The 15,781-nt window shown below is 57.9% G+C and carries 14 protein-coding genes and 1 pseudogene; 7 read left to right on the top strand and 8 right to left on the bottom strand.

Features of this window, described 5'->3' with window-relative positions:
• Nucleotides 1-46: 46 nt before the first annotated feature.
• The 3 genes from ACNAOV_RS01490 to ACNAOV_RS01480 all read right to left on the bottom strand — a co-directional run bounded on the left by ACNAOV_RS01490 (nucleotide 47) and on the right by ACNAOV_RS01480 (nucleotide 3,323).
• Nucleotides 47-928, bottom strand: a complete 882-nt coding sequence (locus tag ACNAOV_RS01490) for a carbohydrate ABC transporter permease (protein WP_416517668.1) — start codon at nucleotides 926-928, stop codon at nucleotides 47-49.
• A gap of 20 nt (nucleotides 929-948) precedes the next feature.
• The gene (locus tag ACNAOV_RS01485; protein WP_416518116.1) at nucleotides 949-1,881 is read right to left on the bottom strand and encodes a carbohydrate ABC transporter permease; all 933 of its coding nucleotides are present in this window, start codon (nucleotides 1,879-1,881) and stop codon (nucleotides 949-951) included.
• A gap of 113 nt (nucleotides 1,882-1,994) precedes the next feature.
• Nucleotides 1,995-3,323, bottom strand: coding sequence for an ABC transporter substrate-binding protein (locus tag ACNAOV_RS01480; RefSeq protein WP_416517667.1), 1,329 nt, complete (start codon nucleotides 3,321-3,323; stop codon nucleotides 1,995-1,997).
• A gap of 561 nt (nucleotides 3,324-3,884) precedes the next feature.
• Here ACNAOV_RS01480 and ffh point away from each other — a divergent pair.
• The 5 genes from ffh to rimM all read left to right on the top strand — a co-directional run bounded on the left by ffh (nucleotide 3,885) and on the right by rimM (nucleotide 7,993).
• Nucleotides 3,885-5,501: a signal recognition particle protein gene (gene ffh, locus ACNAOV_RS01475; protein WP_416517666.1), complete on the top strand. Its 1,617-nt coding sequence runs from the start codon at nucleotides 3,885-3,887 to the stop codon at nucleotides 5,499-5,501.
• Nucleotides 5,502-5,531: 30 nt separating this feature from the next.
• Nucleotides 5,532-6,494, top strand: a complete 963-nt coding sequence (locus ACNAOV_RS01470) for an endonuclease/exonuclease/phosphatase family protein (protein WP_416517665.1) — start codon at nucleotides 5,532-5,534, stop codon at nucleotides 6,492-6,494.
• A 172-nt stretch (nucleotides 6,495-6,666) separates the two neighbouring features.
• On the top strand, nucleotides 6,667-7,125 hold the full coding sequence (gene rpsP, locus ACNAOV_RS01465) for a 30S ribosomal protein S16 (protein WP_416517664.1): 459 nt from the start codon (nucleotides 6,667-6,669) through the stop codon (nucleotides 7,123-7,125).
• Between the two features lie 35 nt (nucleotides 7,126-7,160).
• Entirely contained in the window at nucleotides 7,161-7,394 is a 234-nt protein-coding gene (locus ACNAOV_RS01460) for an RNA-binding protein (protein ID WP_015021362.1), read from the top strand.
• Entirely contained in the window at nucleotides 7,391-7,993 is a 603-nt protein-coding gene (gene rimM, locus ACNAOV_RS01455) for a ribosome maturation factor RimM (protein WP_416517663.1), read from the top strand. The genes ACNAOV_RS01460 and rimM overlap by 4 nt, the downstream gene beginning before the upstream one ends.
• Nucleotides 7,994-8,099: 106 nt before the next feature.
• On the opposite strand, the gene ACNAOV_RS01450 is transcribed toward rimM, so the two are convergent.
• From ACNAOV_RS01450 to ACNAOV_RS01440, 3 genes are read right to left on the bottom strand one after another with little or no spacing between them, the layout of a single operon-like run.
• The gene (locus ACNAOV_RS01450; protein WP_416517662.1) at nucleotides 8,100-8,804 is read right to left on the bottom strand and encodes a LutC/YkgG family protein; all 705 of its coding nucleotides are present in this window, start codon (nucleotides 8,802-8,804) and stop codon (nucleotides 8,100-8,102) included.
• Entirely contained in the window at nucleotides 8,801-10,306 is a 1,506-nt protein-coding gene (locus ACNAOV_RS01445) for a LutB/LldF family L-lactate oxidation iron-sulfur protein (protein WP_416517661.1), read from the bottom strand. Before ACNAOV_RS01445 ends, ACNAOV_RS01450 begins: the two co-directional genes overlap by 4 nt.
• Nucleotides 10,303-11,121, bottom strand: a complete 819-nt coding sequence (locus tag ACNAOV_RS01440) for a (Fe-S)-binding protein (RefSeq protein ID WP_416517660.1) — start codon at nucleotides 11,119-11,121, stop codon at nucleotides 10,303-10,305. The genes ACNAOV_RS01445 and ACNAOV_RS01440 overlap by 4 nt, the downstream gene beginning before the upstream one ends.
• A gap of 359 nt (nucleotides 11,122-11,480) precedes the next feature.
• On the opposite strand from ACNAOV_RS01440, the gene ACNAOV_RS01435 reads away from it, so the two are divergent.
• Nucleotides 11,481-12,497, top strand: a complete 1,017-nt coding sequence (locus tag ACNAOV_RS01435; protein WP_416517659.1) for a YdcF family protein — start codon at nucleotides 11,481-11,483, stop codon at nucleotides 12,495-12,497.
• Nucleotides 12,498-12,527: 30 nt separating this feature from the next.
• On the opposite strand, the gene ACNAOV_RS01430 is transcribed toward ACNAOV_RS01435, so the two are convergent.
• Entirely contained in the window at nucleotides 12,528-13,931 is a 1,404-nt protein-coding gene (locus ACNAOV_RS01430; RefSeq protein WP_416517658.1) for an MFS transporter, read from the bottom strand.
• 281 nt (nucleotides 13,932-14,212) lie between these two features.
• Between ACNAOV_RS01430 and trmD the strand changes: the two genes are divergently transcribed.
• Complete coding sequence (gene trmD, locus ACNAOV_RS01425; protein WP_416517657.1) at nucleotides 14,213-15,142, top strand: tRNA (guanosine(37)-N1)-methyltransferase TrmD; 930 nt, start codon at nucleotides 14,213-14,215, stop codon at nucleotides 15,140-15,142.
• Between the two features lie 25 nt (nucleotides 15,143-15,167).
• On the opposite strand, the pseudogene rsmD reads toward trmD, so the two are convergent.
• Nucleotides 15,168-15,773, bottom strand: a pseudogene (rsmD, locus tag ACNAOV_RS01420) (16S rRNA (guanine(966)-N(2))-methyltransferase RsmD); the annotation flags it as partial.
• Nucleotides 15,774-15,781 lie beyond the last annotated feature (8 nt).

The following is a 15,781-nucleotide window of genomic DNA, read 5'->3' as shown; positions in this document are numbered from 1 at the left end:
GTCCTCCTGAATATGCTCCAACTTGGAAATCATTTTCTTCGATGTTCTACTTAACCGACCCAGCAACGATCCCTTGGGACAGCTTCCTCTGGAAGAAGACGAAGAAGACAATCGTGGGAATTATACTAAGCAAGGCAGCAGCAGCCAGATCAGTGGCGGCCATAGTATGCTGACCTTGCATAGTCGCAAGCGCCAGGGGCACCGTCTGAACACTGTCGCTCATTAGGAAAGCCATGGGAATCATATATTCATTCCAAGTCCAAATGAAGAAGAAAACGAATAGAACACTTATGGTAGGCCAAGAAATCGGGAGGACGATCCGTAAAAGCGTCTGCCAGCGGGATGCACCATCAACTGTCGCCGCCTCTAGGATTGCCTGGGGAAAAGTGCCATAAACAGCGGAAAGCAAGTATGTCCCATATGCACTTTGAATAACAGTAAAAATAATGATCATCGACCATTGAGTGTTGTATAGCCCGATAGCCTTGAACATGATATAAAGCGGGTACAGCAGAGCCTCTTGCGGCACCATGTTTGCCAACATGATAAAAAGCAGAATCACAGTGTTTCCTTTGACTCGACCTATCCCAAGAGCAAACGAGTTCAAAACCGACAACAAGACCCCAACGACCGAAACAACCAGCGATATAAGCAAAGAGTTTGCAAACTTCATTGGGAAATCAGTGGTGTTCCAGAAGGATATCATCCCCTCAAGGCTCAAATGCGCTGGGAAAGAGAGGGGGCCCGTCATGTTGTAATCCTCTGTGGTCTTAAAAGCATTCAAGGCCAGGATCACCAAGGGGAACAGCATCACTACGGCCCCCAGCACCAGCAATATAAGCGCTGTCCAATTCCCCCATGACCTGATATGTTTAGCGTGTCCGAATGGTGAGGTATCAGTAATTTGCTCTGACATTTGACTACTCATTTTGCTTCCTTAAGGATGAATTAATCCATGTTCTTCTCGACATGCTTCTGCACTGCAGTGAAAGCAATCGAGAAGATAATGATGACTACCGTAAGAGCTGTGGAGATGGCCGCTCCGTAACCCACCTGCTGTATCTGGAAGAACTGGTTGTATGAGTAATATGAAGGGACCATTGTCGACGTGCCAGGTCCACCTTTGGTCAGAAGGAATACAGGGGCAAATGTTTTGAGCGCTCCGATCGTCGAAGTCAGCACCACGACCAGTAACTCCGGAACGATCGATGGCAATGTGACGACGTGGAATTTCTGCCACCAATTAGCACCATCAAGGCTGGCAGCCTCATACAATTCAGGGTCCACACGCTGCAGGCCGGACATGAAGATGACGATTGGATACCCTAGCTGAATCCATATCAGAATAATCATCAATACCGGCAAAGCGGTTTTTGTCGAGCCCAGCCAATTCTGCTGCAGCGAACTCAGACCTACCTTAGCCAGCAGATCGTTGACTGCGCCATCTTCTGGCCTGAATATCCAGCCCATAATGATCGTGGCCACAGCCACCGGCAGAACCTGGGGCAGATAATAGAGCGCTCTAAGCGATGAGGATGCACGCGGACCGAACTTCTTCTGAATTACATCTGTCAAAGCCGATGAAATCAATAATCCCAGTATCGTCGGTATCACTACGATAGCGACGATGATCCATAAAGAATGGCTGAAAGACACCCAGAAAGTCTTGTCGCTCATAAGGCGTCGCCAGTTTTTGCCGCCTACCCAACGGGTGGGTCCGACTCCCCTCCACCTCGTAAAGCTCAGATATATATTCCAGCCAATTGGCACTATGACTATTGCGAAGATACCTATCAGCCCCGGCAGCAGGTAGGGCACGAATCGCGATGGCCGACTTCCAGGGATGCGCGAATGGGCAACGGTCCCGTGGTCTTTACTCAATGACACGATTACACCTCCTAAATGCCCCGAACACAACCGAATAACTTGAACTCGGGGCTGTCGCAAAGCCGGGCGCTTACGCGTTTAAAGCGCCCGGCATAAAGAGTTCTTTGTCAGTTGTCATCAAGACCCATTTGCGAGACTCCATCGTCATAATCTTTTTGAAGCGTCTGAAGGATCTCCGAGGGCTTCTTGGTCCCGTTGACCAGTTCCTGGAAAGCGGCGGGCATAGCATCGGTAAGATTCGGCGCTGGATAGTCTGGATAGTAACTCATGCGGTTCGCATTGGCGGCATCGTTGTATTCCTGTACAAGTTCGCGACTCTTGGTATCTGTAATGGCATTAGAATCAGCATGTACAGGCACACCGCCATGGTTGCCGATGAAATTCTGGATTTCATCAGAGAGCACGATGTCGATATATTGTGCAGCCAGATCCTTGTGCTTGGCTTTTTCCGGTATCACCAGAAGATTGCCGGCGCACCCCTCGACCATCTTTGAATCTGGGAAAATGGCCGCTGTCCAGTCAAAGTTCTTGATCTGTTCCATGAACCTGTTCTGATTCCAGCTGCCCGTCTGATAAATCGGATATTCTCCACGGATAAAAGCGGTAGTTGTATCCTCCGCCTTCATGCCGGTGGCGTTTCGCGAGATATACCCCTTATCAAACCAATCCTTGATGGTATCTGTAGCAAATGTCAGCGGCTCACTACGCCAATTGACCTTGTGCTTGTATAGCTGCCAGTCATCAACGAACTTTCTGTCTGCCTTGGTCATAGCCAGTTGCCACCACAACCATAGAACGCCGAATTCACCAGCATCCGCTGTAATGGGAGTCACGCCCTTATCCTTGAATGCCTGAAGAACCTGGGTGAACTCACTGTAGGTCTTGGGAATCTGTAGACCGTATTTGGCGAATATGTCCTTGTTGTAGTACACACGCTGCATTTCCGCATACGAGGGAATGCCATACCAGGTATCCCCGTCCATAACACCTCTCTGGTCATACTTGCCTACAGCTGCCGCCTGACCGGTGACTTTCTTGTCCCATCCATATTTCTTCACATATGGCTTCAAATCAGTCAACAGGTTCTGCGTAGACAGCACTCCAGCAGAACCATTACCCCTGTTTGACTTCATGACGTCGGGCGCTTGATCTGAATTCAAAAACTGGCTGCCATTCTGGGCTATCTGAGTGAAAGACTTGACCTCGAATTTCACCTTAATCCCAGTCTTTTTGGTAAAGATCTCAGCGGCACGATGCCAGCCTCTATCCTGCCCGCTTGCCGGCTCACCATAATCCCAGACCAAGATGCTGTCTGGCTTACCCGTCGACTCTGCAGAACTGCTATTAGACCCGCACCCCGCAAGCGGCGTAGAAGCTAGCGCCATCGCTAAGCAAGCACCAAGCAATTTACACGTCTTCATATTCCACTCCTCCATTGGCTGGAATTTATCTTTTCAATGGGCATGTTGTTATGAGGGATCAATCCGTAACAACATTCAGCTCTTTCCTTTTATGCGATTCGCATCATCTCTGAAATAATCGAATCGTTTCGACAATTATAGCACGGCCTTCTGTGCTGTCAAAAATGACCACTCTACTTTGCTAGACATTTCCTTAAAGGTTTAAATTGAGTCACCTTCTTGGAACTGAACAATTAAATCCGTGAAAAGGCGGAAGTCCCCTTTCCCGCACCTTGTCTGAACGCTTCAAATAGGGGGGGGGGGGGGGGGTAGCCAAGAAGACAACCGAACAGAGCGTGCCCACCTGGCTGTATTGCAACACCTGACTGTCCGAAAACTACAGAATGACTGCAACTAAAGCGTTTTTTAATGCCGCCGACGATCAAGGCGGCGTGGAAACAGTCGTTTCGAAGCTCACGGGAGGTGCGTCTCACCCGTATGTCGACCGACCCCTGCTTCTGCTGCCAGTCGGCTGATGGCGCAGGTCTTACAGAACAACCGGCCAATCTCCCGGCTGACAGGTAGACTTGGGGCATTATGGCAGCATTTTCATCTTTGACCGATCGGCTCTCCCAGGCCTTCACCCATCTGCGCTCCAAGGGGAGGCTGACCGAGGCCGACATCGACGGCACAATCCGCGAGATCCGCCGCGCCCTCCTTGATGCCGATGTCTCCCTGGACGTGGTGCGCTCCTTTACCGGGCGCATCCGGGAACGCGCCTTGGGCGAGGAGGTCTCCAAGGCTCTGAACCCCGCCCAGCAGGTAGTCTCCATCGTCTACGACGAACTGACTGACATCCTGGGAGCGGGAGTGGATCGACCGCTCAATTTCGCCAAGAACCCGCCCACAGTCATCATGCTGGCTGGCCTGCAGGGTGCCGGCAAGACCACGTTGGCCGGCAAGCTGGGCTACTGGCTCAAGGATGCCGGTCACACCCCCCTGCTGGTGGCGGCCGACCTGCAGCGGCCCAATGCTGTCACCCAGCTCCAGGTGGTCGGCGAGCGCGCCGAAGTGCCGGTATACGCACCTGAGCCAGGCGTGCAGACCAGCGGATCCGAGCTGGCAGCCCCGGGGCAGGTCACGGGCGATCCGGTCAAGGTGGCGGCCGACTCAATCAGGGTAGCTAAAGACAAGCTCTACGACGTGGTCATCATTGATACGGCCGGTCGATTGGGCGTGGATCAGGAGCTGATGGAGCAGGCCCGCAATATCCGCGACGCCGTCAACCCCGACGAGATCCTCTTCGTCATCGATGCCATGATCGGCCAGGACGCGGTCACCACAGCCAAGGCCTTCGACCAGGGCGTGGACTTCACCGGCGTGGTCCTGTCCAAACTGGACGGCGATGCCCGCGGCGGCGCGGCCCTGTCGGTGGCCTCGGTGACCGGCAAGCCCATCCTCTTCGACTCCAACGGTGAGGGCCTCAAGGACTTCGAGGTCTTCCACCCTGACCGGATGGCCTCCCGGATTCTCGACATGGGTGACATCCTGACCTTGATTGAGCAGGCACAGCGCCAGTTCGATGAGGAGGAGGCCCGCAAGGCCGCCGGGAAGATGTCCGAGGGCAGCTTCGGTCTGGACGACTTTCTGGAGCAGCTCCAGCAGGTTCGCAAGCTGGGCTCCTTCAAGAGCATCCTGGGCATGATCCCAGGCATGGCCCAGCACCGCAAGGAGCTTGAGCAGTTCGATGAGAAGGAAGTGGACCGGACCCAGGCCATCATTCAGTCGATGACTCCCCAGGAACGACGCGACCCCAGCATCATCGACGGCTCACGGCGGGCCCGGATCGCCTATGGCGCCGGCACTACGGTCTCTGCTGTCAACGGCCTGCTGCAGCGGTTCGAGCAGGCTGCCAAGATGATGAAGCGGATGACCAACGGCAGCCGCTCGATCCCAGGCATGGGCGGCATGGGCGCTGGCGGTGGCAAGAAGGGCAAAAAGGGCAAGAAAGGCCGCAAGGGTTCCCGTTCAGGCAATCCCATGAAGCGGGAGGCCGAAGAGAAGGCTTTACGCGAGCGCCTGTCCGACAAGGGCAAATCCTCCGGCGGCTCCGCCTTCGCAAAGCGCCCAGAGACTCCGCAGATGCCTGAAGGCCTGCCGGACCTGCCCCCCAACCTTGGCGGCGGACTGGGCGGTCTCTTCGGCGGCCGCTAAACCCCTCCCTCCTGCAGGAGACAATGGCACGTGAACACCCTTCTCTGGATTCTCCTGGGGCTCATCGCCTTATGGATGGCTCTGCGCTTCCTGCCTGCCGGAGCTGACTGGCACCGCCCCCTGGTGGAACTGATCGCCCTGATCGACCTGCTGACCGCTCCACTATTGGCCATACTGATATGGACGGTCGTCGCAGGTGCCTGGCCCCAATGCCTGCTGGCGCTGATTGAACTCACCTTGGTCAGCTGCCAGCGCCTGCGTTACCGGCTTCCTCCAGCAGACCGGACCTGTCAATCATCTTCTGAGCATGGACTGAGCGTCATGACTCTGAACTGCCGCTTTGGCAGGGCTGATCCCGAAGAAGTCGTGCATTACGTGCGCACCTATGGAGTAGAAGTGCTGGCCCTGCAGGAGGTAGAAGGAAAGCTGCTGGAGTCGCTTCAGACTGCAGGCCTGAATCAGCTCCTGCCCTATCTGACAGAGGGGACTGCGAGCCCTGACGACAACGGCGGCCACAACGCTATTCTCTCGGTCAGCAAACCTGACAAAGCCTCGGCATCAGCCCTGGACCTTCCGGCGGCTGCAATACCCCTGGTCGAGCTCAAGACCAGCTCTGGGCCGATCCGAGTAGCCAGCGTCCATCCCAAATCACCTCAACGAGGCGCCAGACAATGGGGCATGGGCATCGCTGCCCTGACCAGGCTGACGCATTCACCAGTTCCCACCATCGTCATGGGCGATTGCAACGCCACCCTGCAGCATCCCACCTTCCGGGCCATGTTGGCCAAATCCGGGCTGCATGACGCTTCTTTGCACCTGAAAGCCGGTAGCCACCTGACTTTCCCCTCCGCAAGCGCGCTACCCTCGTTGATTGAAATCGACCATATTCTGACGGACGGCAATCTGGTCCCGCAATCCATGCATGCCCTACGGATTTCAGGCAGCGACCACCGAGCTCTAGTGGCCCGTCTGACTCTGACGCGTCAGCTCTGAACACCATACAGGTTCACCATCTGCCATATCCCCCGGTTGAGGTATACTTTTTGCTGTTATTCATGTCCGGAGGAGCCCTCTCATTCCGACGGTCGTGAGGAACACGCCAGGAGCGCCACCATGCCCCACATGGAGACGCCGCCGGGCACACCAAGTACCAAGGAGAGCCGTTTTGGCAACCAGAATTCGTCTGAAGAGAATGGGCAAGAAGTTCTACCCCTTCTACCGCGTGGTCGTGGTCGATTCCCGCAAGAAGCGCGATGGCAAGGTCATTGAGGAGATCGGCACCTACGATCCCAACACCCAGCCCTCTTCAATCAAGATCGACTCAGAGCGCGCCCAGTACTGGCTGGGTGTGGGCGCTCAGCCCAGCGACCCTGTCTTCAACCTTCTGAAGATTACCGGCGACTGGCAGAAGTTCAAGGATCTGCCCGGCAAGGAAGGCACCCTTAAGGTGCCGCAGGCCGATGTCGACGCCCAGGCCCGCATCGAGCAGGCACAGAACGAAGCCCAGAAGCTCAAGGCCGCCAAGTCCGAGGCTGACGCCAAGGCCAAGGCTGAGGCGGAGAAGGAAGCCCCCAAGGCCGATGAGTCGGCGGATGCCGCCCAGGCCGAACAGGCTGCTGAGTAAGGCACATTCACCAAGGATTGGAAGGACCGGCTATCATGCTTGCACAGGCAGTTGAGCATCTGATCAGGAACATCGTGGACTTTCCCGATGACGTGTCGGTCAAGTCCCACGAGAACTCTCGCGGAGAGCTGTTGCGGGTGCGGGTCAACCCTGAGGACATCGGCCGCGTGATCGGCAGGGGCGGCAGGACCGCCAACGCCATCCGCACCGTGATCCAGGCGCTGGCCGACCACAAGGTGCGCGTCGACATCATGGACGTGCGCCGGTGAGCCCCAGCCGGTCCACCAATCACGACCCGCAGGGTCCGGACCCTCAGCAGCGAAGGTTGCTGAGGGTCTGCCGTATCGGCCGCGCCCAAGGACTCAAGGGCGAGGTCAACGTATATGCCTACACCGACGAGCCTGAACGGCGCTTCGCCCCCGGCTCCAGGTTACAGACCAAGGACGGGCAGGTTTTCACAGTGGTCTCCTCCCGTCGCTTCAAACAGCGTTGGATCGTGCTCTTCAAAGGAGTGGAAGACAGGAACGCCTCCGAGGCGCTGAACGGCATCGAACTGTATGTCCTGGCTGATCCAGCCGATGAGCTGGCGCAGGAGGATGCCTGGTATCCCGAGGATCTGATCGGACTCGAGGTTCGCATGGCCCCGGGCAACTCTCTGGGTGAACCCTCCGGACGAGTGGTCGGCCAAGTCAGCGACGTGCACGGCATAGCCCAGCAGCAGCTGCAGATCCACATGACCGCCGCAGAAGACAACGAAGAGGCGGAAGGGCTGATACCCTTCGTCGAAGCCCTGGTGCCCCAGGTTGATATTGAAAACGGGTACGTGGCCATCGATCCACCTGGAGGACTTCTACCCGGCCTGGGCTGAACCCGTCTTTTAGAAAAACCGTAAGTGGGGAGTCGGCGTCCTTCTTCGAGCCGCTGACTCCCCACTTACGGGAAATGCGCCTGCCTGAGCAGGAAATCTTATTGAGCTACATGTCTTCAACCACCAAGTAGGTCATATCCAGGGGGCCATGCACGCCCACCACGATCACCATCTCGATATCGCCCGTGTTGGAAGGGCCGGTGATGAAGTTGATGTTGGAGGTCTTGAGCTCACCTGAGACCAGGGCTGGATCATAGTAGTCCATGGCCTGTCGGGTTCGGGGCAGGATCTTGGACTTGCGGATGATGCTCAGGTAGTGCACCGGCAGGAAGTGGAATGCCCGTCCCTGACCCGGGGTGGTAGCCACGGTGATAGTGCCGGACTCAGCCAAGAGGAAGTCCGCAAAGGCAATGGCTGTACCGGACTCATCGGCGGTCTTGATGTTCTCCTCGCGGCTGGCTCCCGGCTTCCAGAAAGTGGCGGGCGGGTTCAGACCGTCCCTCCACTCCTCCAGACCGAAGTCTGCGAACAGATCGGAGGTGGGTAGCATCACATGGTCGCTGTCGTCCTTGCGCGAATCGATGAACTCGTCCAGGGCAGTGGGAAGCTCGGCCTTGGTGCAGGTGCGGAAGTCCACGTGGACAGCCTCGCTGCTCTTCCTGGCGATTCCAAGTAGCTCATCCTGGGTGTGGCCAGACAGAGTGGTCTCCGGCAGATCGTTGACCGGCACCAGGGGATGATCCTTGAGCTGGTGGCGGGGCCGTCCGCTCTTCTTGGCCAAGTAGTCCAGGAATACCTCACGATCGGTCATGCCTGCTGCTCCTTCTTGTGATGAGCGAACCAACTGCGGAAGTTCTGACCGTGCTTGGGCGGATCCGGCAGATCACGAACCTTGGTCCACCCGCCGAAGACGAAGGGCATCCATTCCACATGTCGATCACTGGCGAAGAGGTTCTTGGCCGTCTCCGGCTGTTTCTTGGATATGGGCGTCAGCATGGTGTGATCCAGACCAAGAGCCGTGCGGAAGAGCGAGGAGTGGCCGGTTCCCAGGCCCATGACCCTCATGACCGTGTCGTCGATCAGATTGGCCTGGGACTGGTCATCCATCATGATCCGCCTGTGCTCGATCATGAGCTGATGCAGAGGAATCTTGACCGGACAGGTGGCCGTACATGCTGCGCACAGGCTGCAGGCGTAGGGCAGGTCTCCGAAGTCGTCGTAGCCTCCGTCCAGCACTGGCGAGAGCACCGAGCCAACAGGGCCCGGATAGATGGATCCGTAGCCGTGGCCGCCGATATGCCGGTAAATGGGGCAGACGTTCAGGCAGGAGGCACAGCGGATGCACTGGAGGATAGGCTCGAAAACCGTCCCCAGAGCGTTTGAGCGGCCGTTGTCCAGAATGACCACATAGAAATCGTCCGGTCCGTCCGACTCCTGGCCGGTGCGTGGCGCAGTGTAGGTCAGGTAGGAGGTCAGCTTCTGGCCGACAGCGGACCGGGCCAGCATGTTGTCCATGGTCTCGGCCTCCTTCATGGTCGGCACCAGGCGCTCCATGCCCATGACCACCACCTGGGTCTTGGGGATGCACATGGCCAGGTCGGCGTTGCCCTCGTTGGTCACCAGGTTGATCATGCCCGTATCCGCCACGGCGAAGTTGCAGCCGGTGATGCCCATATCGGCCTCAAGGAAGTGCTTGCGCAGAACCTTGCGCGAGAACCGAGCCATGTGCTGAGGGTCGTTGTCGCCCTTGTATCCCAGCTTCTTTTCGAACACCTGACGAACCTGCTCGCGATTCTTGTGCAGGGCGGGGAAGACCAGGTGGGTGGGCTGGTCCCAGTCGTCCTCCTCCAGGATGAACTCGGCCAGGTCGGTCTCCAACACTTCCAGGCCGGGCACAGTCATCAGCGTGGGGTCCAGGTTGATTTCGCTGGTCACCATCGACTTGCTTTTGACGACGTGCTTGGCCTTCTTCTCGATGGCGATCTGCTTGATGTACTGGGCAGCCTCATCGTCAGTCTGTGCAAAGAAGACATGACCGCCGCGCTTCTCCACGTTGTCGGCGAACTCCTCCAGGTAGTCAGGCAGGTAGCGGATGACGTGCTGGCGAATCTGCTCGCCAAGGTCGCGCCACTGCTCCCAGTTGCCCAGTTCCTGGCGGGCAGCCTCACGCTTGACCCACTGGGCATCCTGTGCCTTGGCCACGGCCTGTTGGGCGAATTGGTCCTGCTCGGACTCTTTGACCCTGGTCAGGAAGGGAGCCTTGCTGGTCCGCAGATACTGCGCGGCCTTCTTGCCATTGACCATGCTGCTCATACCAGAGCCCCCTCTTTCTTGGCAGCCCTGGCGGAACCCACGGCCCCATCGCCAGCAGAGCGGCCTTCCACATACTTGACGCGACTCATGTCCACGTTGTGATTGAGCACCTCAGCCAGGTGCATGATGGTGATCTTCTCGCCACGCCGGTTGAAGCGACCGCCGATGTTCATCAGGCAGCCCGGATCGCAGGAGATGAGGATGCTGGCCTTGGTGCTGAGCACGTCGTTTACCTTCTCGTCCACCATCTGCTTGGAGATCTCAGGCTCCTTCATGGAGAACATGCCGCCGAACCCGCAGCAGTTCTCGATGTGGGGCAAGGGGACCATGGTCAGGCCCTTGACGTGATCCAACAGAACGAATGGGCTGGTCCGCTCCCCCAGCAGCCGAGTCATGTGACAGGATCGGTGGTAGGTGGCCACAGCGTCGAGTTCGGCACCGGCATCAAGCACACCCAGCACCCGATAGAGGAACTGCGAGAACTCATAGGTCTTGTCAGCCATGGTCTGTGCCTTGGCCGCATAGACAGGGTCAGCCCGCAAATGGAAGGGCAGCTCCTTGAGCATATTCACGCAGGAGCCTGCCGGACCCACGATGTAGTCGGCATCCACGCTCAGCAGGGCGTCGACCTCATTGCGCATGACCTGCATGCTCTCTTTGACATACCCGCTGTTGAAAGTGGGCTGGGCGCAGCAGATCTGTTCCTTGGGTAGATAGGTGTCGCAGCCGAACCGCTCCAGCACCTCCACCATGGCCTTCCCCACGTTCGGAAACATGAGGTCCACCACGCAGGTGGAGAATATTACTACTTTCATTACCGCACCTCTCTACAACCTTGCACGCCAGATCCGAACAATTTCCGGATTGCGGAGAAACCCAACATCACTTGAACCCCTAATCCTTCCAACGCATCGCTGCCTTGCGACCGACCACGTCCATGCGGACACCGATGCGCAATCCTTGAAAGGACCCATCATTATCATGGTCTCGACCTGGAGTTCGCACCGTCGGGAATCGCCCACCCTCAGCTATTGAACGTGTGAGATTTACCACATATATGCTACCACGACGGTCTGGGAATCTTGGGCATGTCAAGGATGGGAGGTGACTGACCGATTCGCTACAGTGGAGTCAGACCCTGCGCGGCCATTCTCGTGAAAGGGGCAATCGGCGCATGTCCAACCACCTGCAACTCCTCCTGCTCTACGCACCCGCCATCATCTTCGGCCTGCTCTTCCTCTGGGACTTGCACAAGGAGCCACGGCAGTTCCGCAATGCCATCTGGCTCCTGCTCCTCCTGCTGACCCTGGGGGGAGCGCTTCTTCTGCAGTTCGGGATGCGCTGGCTGATCCTGCCTCTGGTCATCCTGCTCATCCTCTCCCCCCTGCTGGTGATCTGCTTCCTGCTGGCCAACACGGTCATCGTCATCCGGCACGAGGGGGTCTCCCTGACCACTCTGCTGCCCGGACTGCTGGCGCTGGCCGTGGTGGCCTACATGATTCTTTCGCCCCTCCTGGCTGGATTCGGCGCCCCCTCATGGCTGCAGAAACTGGCCGGGCTGATCGACCTGGAAGCCACCTGGTTCTTCTTCTCCTTCCTGGCCCTGCTGCTCTATTCCAACTTCTACAGGATGCTGCCCCGCAAGCGTCGCTACGACTACATCATCATCCATGGAGCCGGTCTGCGCGGCGAAGAGCCCACACCCCTGCTCCGGGGACGGTTGGACAAGGCCGTAGACCTCTGGGAGCGGCAGGGACGAAACGGGCGCTTCGTGGTCTCAGGCGGGCAGGGCCCGGACGAGGCCATCAGCGAGGCCAGGGCCATGGCTCAGTATCTGCGCAATTCTTGTGGGGTGCCGGCCGAGGCCATCATCATGGAGGACCGGTCGACCACGACCCTGGAGAACCTGCGCTACTCCAAGCAGATACTGGATGACCGCTACGAGATGGGCACCGGGCCAGAGCATTACCGGGTGGCCCTGGTCACCAGTGACTACCACGTCTTCCGAGCCAGCGAATACGCCAGCAAGGTAGGACTGAATGCCGACGGGATCGGCTCACACACCAAGGGCTACTACTGGCCGACTGCCTTCATCCGGGAGTTCGTGGCCATCACCCGCATGCACTGGTGGCCCTACCTGGTCCTTGCACTAGGTTGGGCCGTCTGGGTCGGCATCTCATTCCTGAATTAAAACCACTAGCCTTTCAGAGGGAATCAGAGGTCATACAACCTGAATCTCGCTCTTATCCTGTCTGGCCAGGCTGCGCTCCAGGAACCAGGCCACCAAGAGGATGACCAGGACGATGAGAAAGACGAAGATGAAAGCCCAGACGGCTCCGAACTGGAAGGCCTGAACGCCGGCATGAATCCCTCGGGCCTTGGGCATGCCCGTGATTATGGCGGCCAGAACGCCGGTCGAGGCGGCACCTGAATACTGCTGAAGGGTGTTGAAGAGCGCATTACCGTCAGGCACCAGTTTGGCTGGGATATGCTGCAGCCCAACCGTGAGCAGGTTGTTGAAGACGCAGGCCTGACCAACCATGTAGCAGGCGTAGAGAAGAATCATCAGCGGAACGGACAAGTGCCGGCTGAGGACCAGGAAGCCTAAGGCCGAGAGGAAGAAGGCAACGCTTCCCACCGCCAGCAGTCCACGCAGACCATGGCCATCCAGGTAGCCGCCTGTAATGGGCTGGCAGAGGGCGGAGAGCAGGCTCCCCGGCAGCAGAAGCAAGCCAGCCACGGTGGAGGTCTCCCCCAGGACGGACTGGGCCATGTTGGGCAGGATAAATGTCAGGCCGATCTGGACGGACTGGACCAGGAAGTAGAGAATCAGGGCCAGAGTGAAGGTACGGCTCCGGAAGACTGCGATGTTGATCAGCCTGGTGCGCTGATGCGCAAGGGCCCAGACTCCTGCAGCAAGGGCCAGAACACCGATGAACAGGGACAGCCAGGTAATGGGCCCATGAACATCCAGGGTGCTCAGCCCCAGGGTCAGCCCGGTCAGAAAGACACCCAGAAGAAGGAACTGAAGCCAGGCGAAGGGGCCGACATGGGCGCTCTCCTTGTCAGCTGCGATGAGTGCGATGATTCCGAAGACCAGCTCGATGGGCAACACAATCAGGAAGATGTCTCGCCAGGACAGGGCCTGGATAACGGCTCCACCAAAGGTCGGCCCCAGGGAGGGTGCCAGGGCCACCGCCATGCCGGCGCTGCCCACGTAACGACCCTGGATGTGGAGAGGAACCTTTTTCATGATCAACGAAAACACCAGGGGAAGAGCGATACCAGTGCTGACGCCCTGCAGGAGGCGCCCCGCCATGAGAACGGGAAAGCAGGGAGCAAGGATACACATCAGGTCGCTGCCCAGGAATATTCCTACGCTGGTTAGAATCAATGCGCGGGTCGTGAATGAGTACTCCAGCCAGGCGGCAGCCAGAACCGTCAAGGCCACCACCAGCAGATAGCCGGTAGTCAGCCATTGAACCGTGCCCAGCCCGGTTTTGAAGTACTGGGTCATCTCCGGAAAGGTGACGTTGAGCGAGGTCTCCAAAAGGACCCCGCAGAAGGCGAGCCCGGCAGTGCCGGTAATCAGCAGTTTTGTTCTCTTATCAACATGGTCGACCATGGACCGTCCGCTCCTAACGCATCAGACTGTTCACATAGCCATCTCCACGGATCCGTACGGCATGGCATCATGCGATGCCACCCTCATTGCTGTTTGCGCAACGGTTATAGCTCTCTGGCTGCGTTGATGACATCTCCCAAGGTGGCGGCGGGCTGACAGCCGCATGCTACGACGAGCCTGTTTACATCCACAACCTTTGAAGACCCAGTTAGTGTAGCACCCACTGGCCTACCAATTCGTGCACACTCCTGACCCGAACAGGCTTGGGTAGAGTTGGTGACATGCAAATCGATATCGTCTCTGTCTTCCCCGAGTATTTTGACGTAACTGGACTCAGCCTGCTAGGCAAGGCTCAGGAGAAAGGCCTGGTGACCATACGCGCCCACAACCTGCGCGACTGGACCCATGACGTGCATCACTCCGTGGATGACACTCCGGTAGGCGGCGGAGCCGGCATGGTCATGAAACCCGAAGTTTGGGGCCAATGCCTGGACGATTTGTTGGGCTTGCCAGACGAATCAGCTTTGCAGAAACCATCCGCAGACCAGACAGCCGACACGGCTGATGCTGAAGAACAAAACGACAGCAGTTATGGCACGGTGTCCGAGGCAGATTCATCTATAGACAGCCACGAGACGGGCCAGGCAAGACCCGTTCTGATCTTCCCCAATCCATCAGCCCCCCTGTTCACCCAGGCCGATGCAACAGAGCTGTCACGGGCGAAGAGGCTGGTATTCGGCTGCGGCCGCTATGAGGGCTACGACGCACGCATTCCCGACTACTACCGGAATCAGGGGATCGACGTCCGGGAATACTCCATTGGCGACTACGTGCTCAATGGGGGCGAGGTGGCCGTTTCGGTCATGCTGGAGGCGATCACCCGGCTCCTGCCCGGCTTCATGGGCAATCCTGAATCCATTGTGCAAGAGTCCTACACCGGGGACGAACCGCTGCTGGAATATCGCCAGTACACACGCCCCACCACCTGGCGCGGTATGGCCGTGCCCGAGATACTGACCAGCGGCGACCACGGAAAGGTGGACAGATTCCGGCGCGATGAGGCCATCAGGCGAACCAGTCGAATCCGTCCCGACCTGATTGCCCGATTGGACTGCTCAACCCTGGATAAGCATGACCGCCGTCTCTTGGAAGACCTGGGCTGGGACACAGGGAAAACCCATCCGAGACCTCTGGACCAGCCTTCAAATTGATCAGCCGCCAAATTTGCAGGGATAATCAGCAGGCTGTCAGATAGTAGACTGCTGTTTCCCCGTAAGTGCGAGCCTGATCAATGGCCCATCCTTCAGGAGCCGTGGGCGACGGGGTGCGTGTCGATCGCTCCAGAATGATCATGCCTCCATCGTCCACCATTCCGCGGCCAGTCAGACCGGTCATAATGCTCTGGCAATCCGCAGTCGACAGATCATAGGGCGGGTCCATGAAGACCAGGTCGAAGCAAGCCTCGGACAGAGCGGCGTCCTCATGACCGGAGGAGAGGGGACGGACAAAGCGCTCGGCACGATTTCTGCTGACACGAATATCCATGGTTTGATCCCAAGCTGGATGATGGCGCAACCCTGCAGCCGAACGAGACAGCAGTCCAGCGACGCGGCCGGAAGACTCCACGGCAACTAGGCTCTGGGCCCCGCGGGAGAGGGCTTCGAATCCCAAAGCCCCGGTACCGGCGAATAAATCAAGAACTCGTGCATCGGGCAGCAAGCCTTCGGACTCCAGGTGGGAGAAGATGGCTTCCTTGGTCCGATCGGTGGTGGGCCGGGTGCCCTTGAGGGCTGCAGGAATGGGGAATCCCTTGAAGCGGCCGGCGATGATGTGCATATGGTCCGTTGTCC

This window comes from Bifidobacterium asteroides (assembly GCF_048001765.1).
In the GTDB taxonomy this organism is placed as follows: Bacteria; Actinomycetota; Actinomycetes; order Actinomycetales; family Bifidobacteriaceae; genus Bombiscardovia; species Bombiscardovia asteroides_K.
This window is presented reverse-complemented; position numbering and strand designations above follow the sequence as displayed.

Bases quoted from the DNA above. Each gene is read 5' to 3' on its own strand.
- ACNAOV_RS01490 (WP_416517668.1), bottom strand. From the start codon at position 928: ATGAGTAGTCAAATGTCAGAGCAAATTACTGATACCTCACCATTCGGA.
- ACNAOV_RS01480 (WP_416517667.1), bottom strand. From the start codon at position 3,323: ATGGAGGAGTGGAATATGAAGACGTGTAAATTGCTTGGTGCTTGCTTA.
- ffh (WP_416517666.1), top strand. From the start codon at position 3,885: ATGGCAGCATTTTCATCTTTGACCGATCGGCTCTCCCAGGCCTTCACC.
- ACNAOV_RS01460 (WP_015021362.1), top strand. From the start codon at position 7,161: ATGCTTGCACAGGCAGTTGAGCATCTGATCAGGAACATCGTGGACTTT.
- ACNAOV_RS01450 (WP_416517662.1), bottom strand. From the start codon at position 8,804: ATGACCGATCGTGAGGTATTCCTGGACTACTTGGCCAAGAAGAGCGGA.
- ACNAOV_RS01445 (WP_416517661.1), bottom strand. From the start codon at position 10,306: ATGAGCAGCATGGTCAATGGCAAGAAGGCCGCGCAGTATCTGCGGACC.
- ACNAOV_RS01440 (WP_416517660.1), bottom strand. From the start codon at position 11,121: ATGAAAGTAGTAATATTCTCCACCTGCGTGGTGGACCTCATGTTTCCG.
- ACNAOV_RS01435 (WP_416517659.1), top strand. From the start codon at position 11,481: ATGTCCAACCACCTGCAACTCCTCCTGCTCTACGCACCCGCCATCATC.
- ACNAOV_RS01430 (WP_416517658.1), bottom strand. From the start codon at position 13,931: ATGGTCGACCATGTTGATAAGAGAACAAAACTGCTGATTACCGGCACT.
- trmD (WP_416517657.1), top strand. From the start codon at position 14,213: ATGCAAATCGATATCGTCTCTGTCTTCCCCGAGTATTTTGACGTAACT.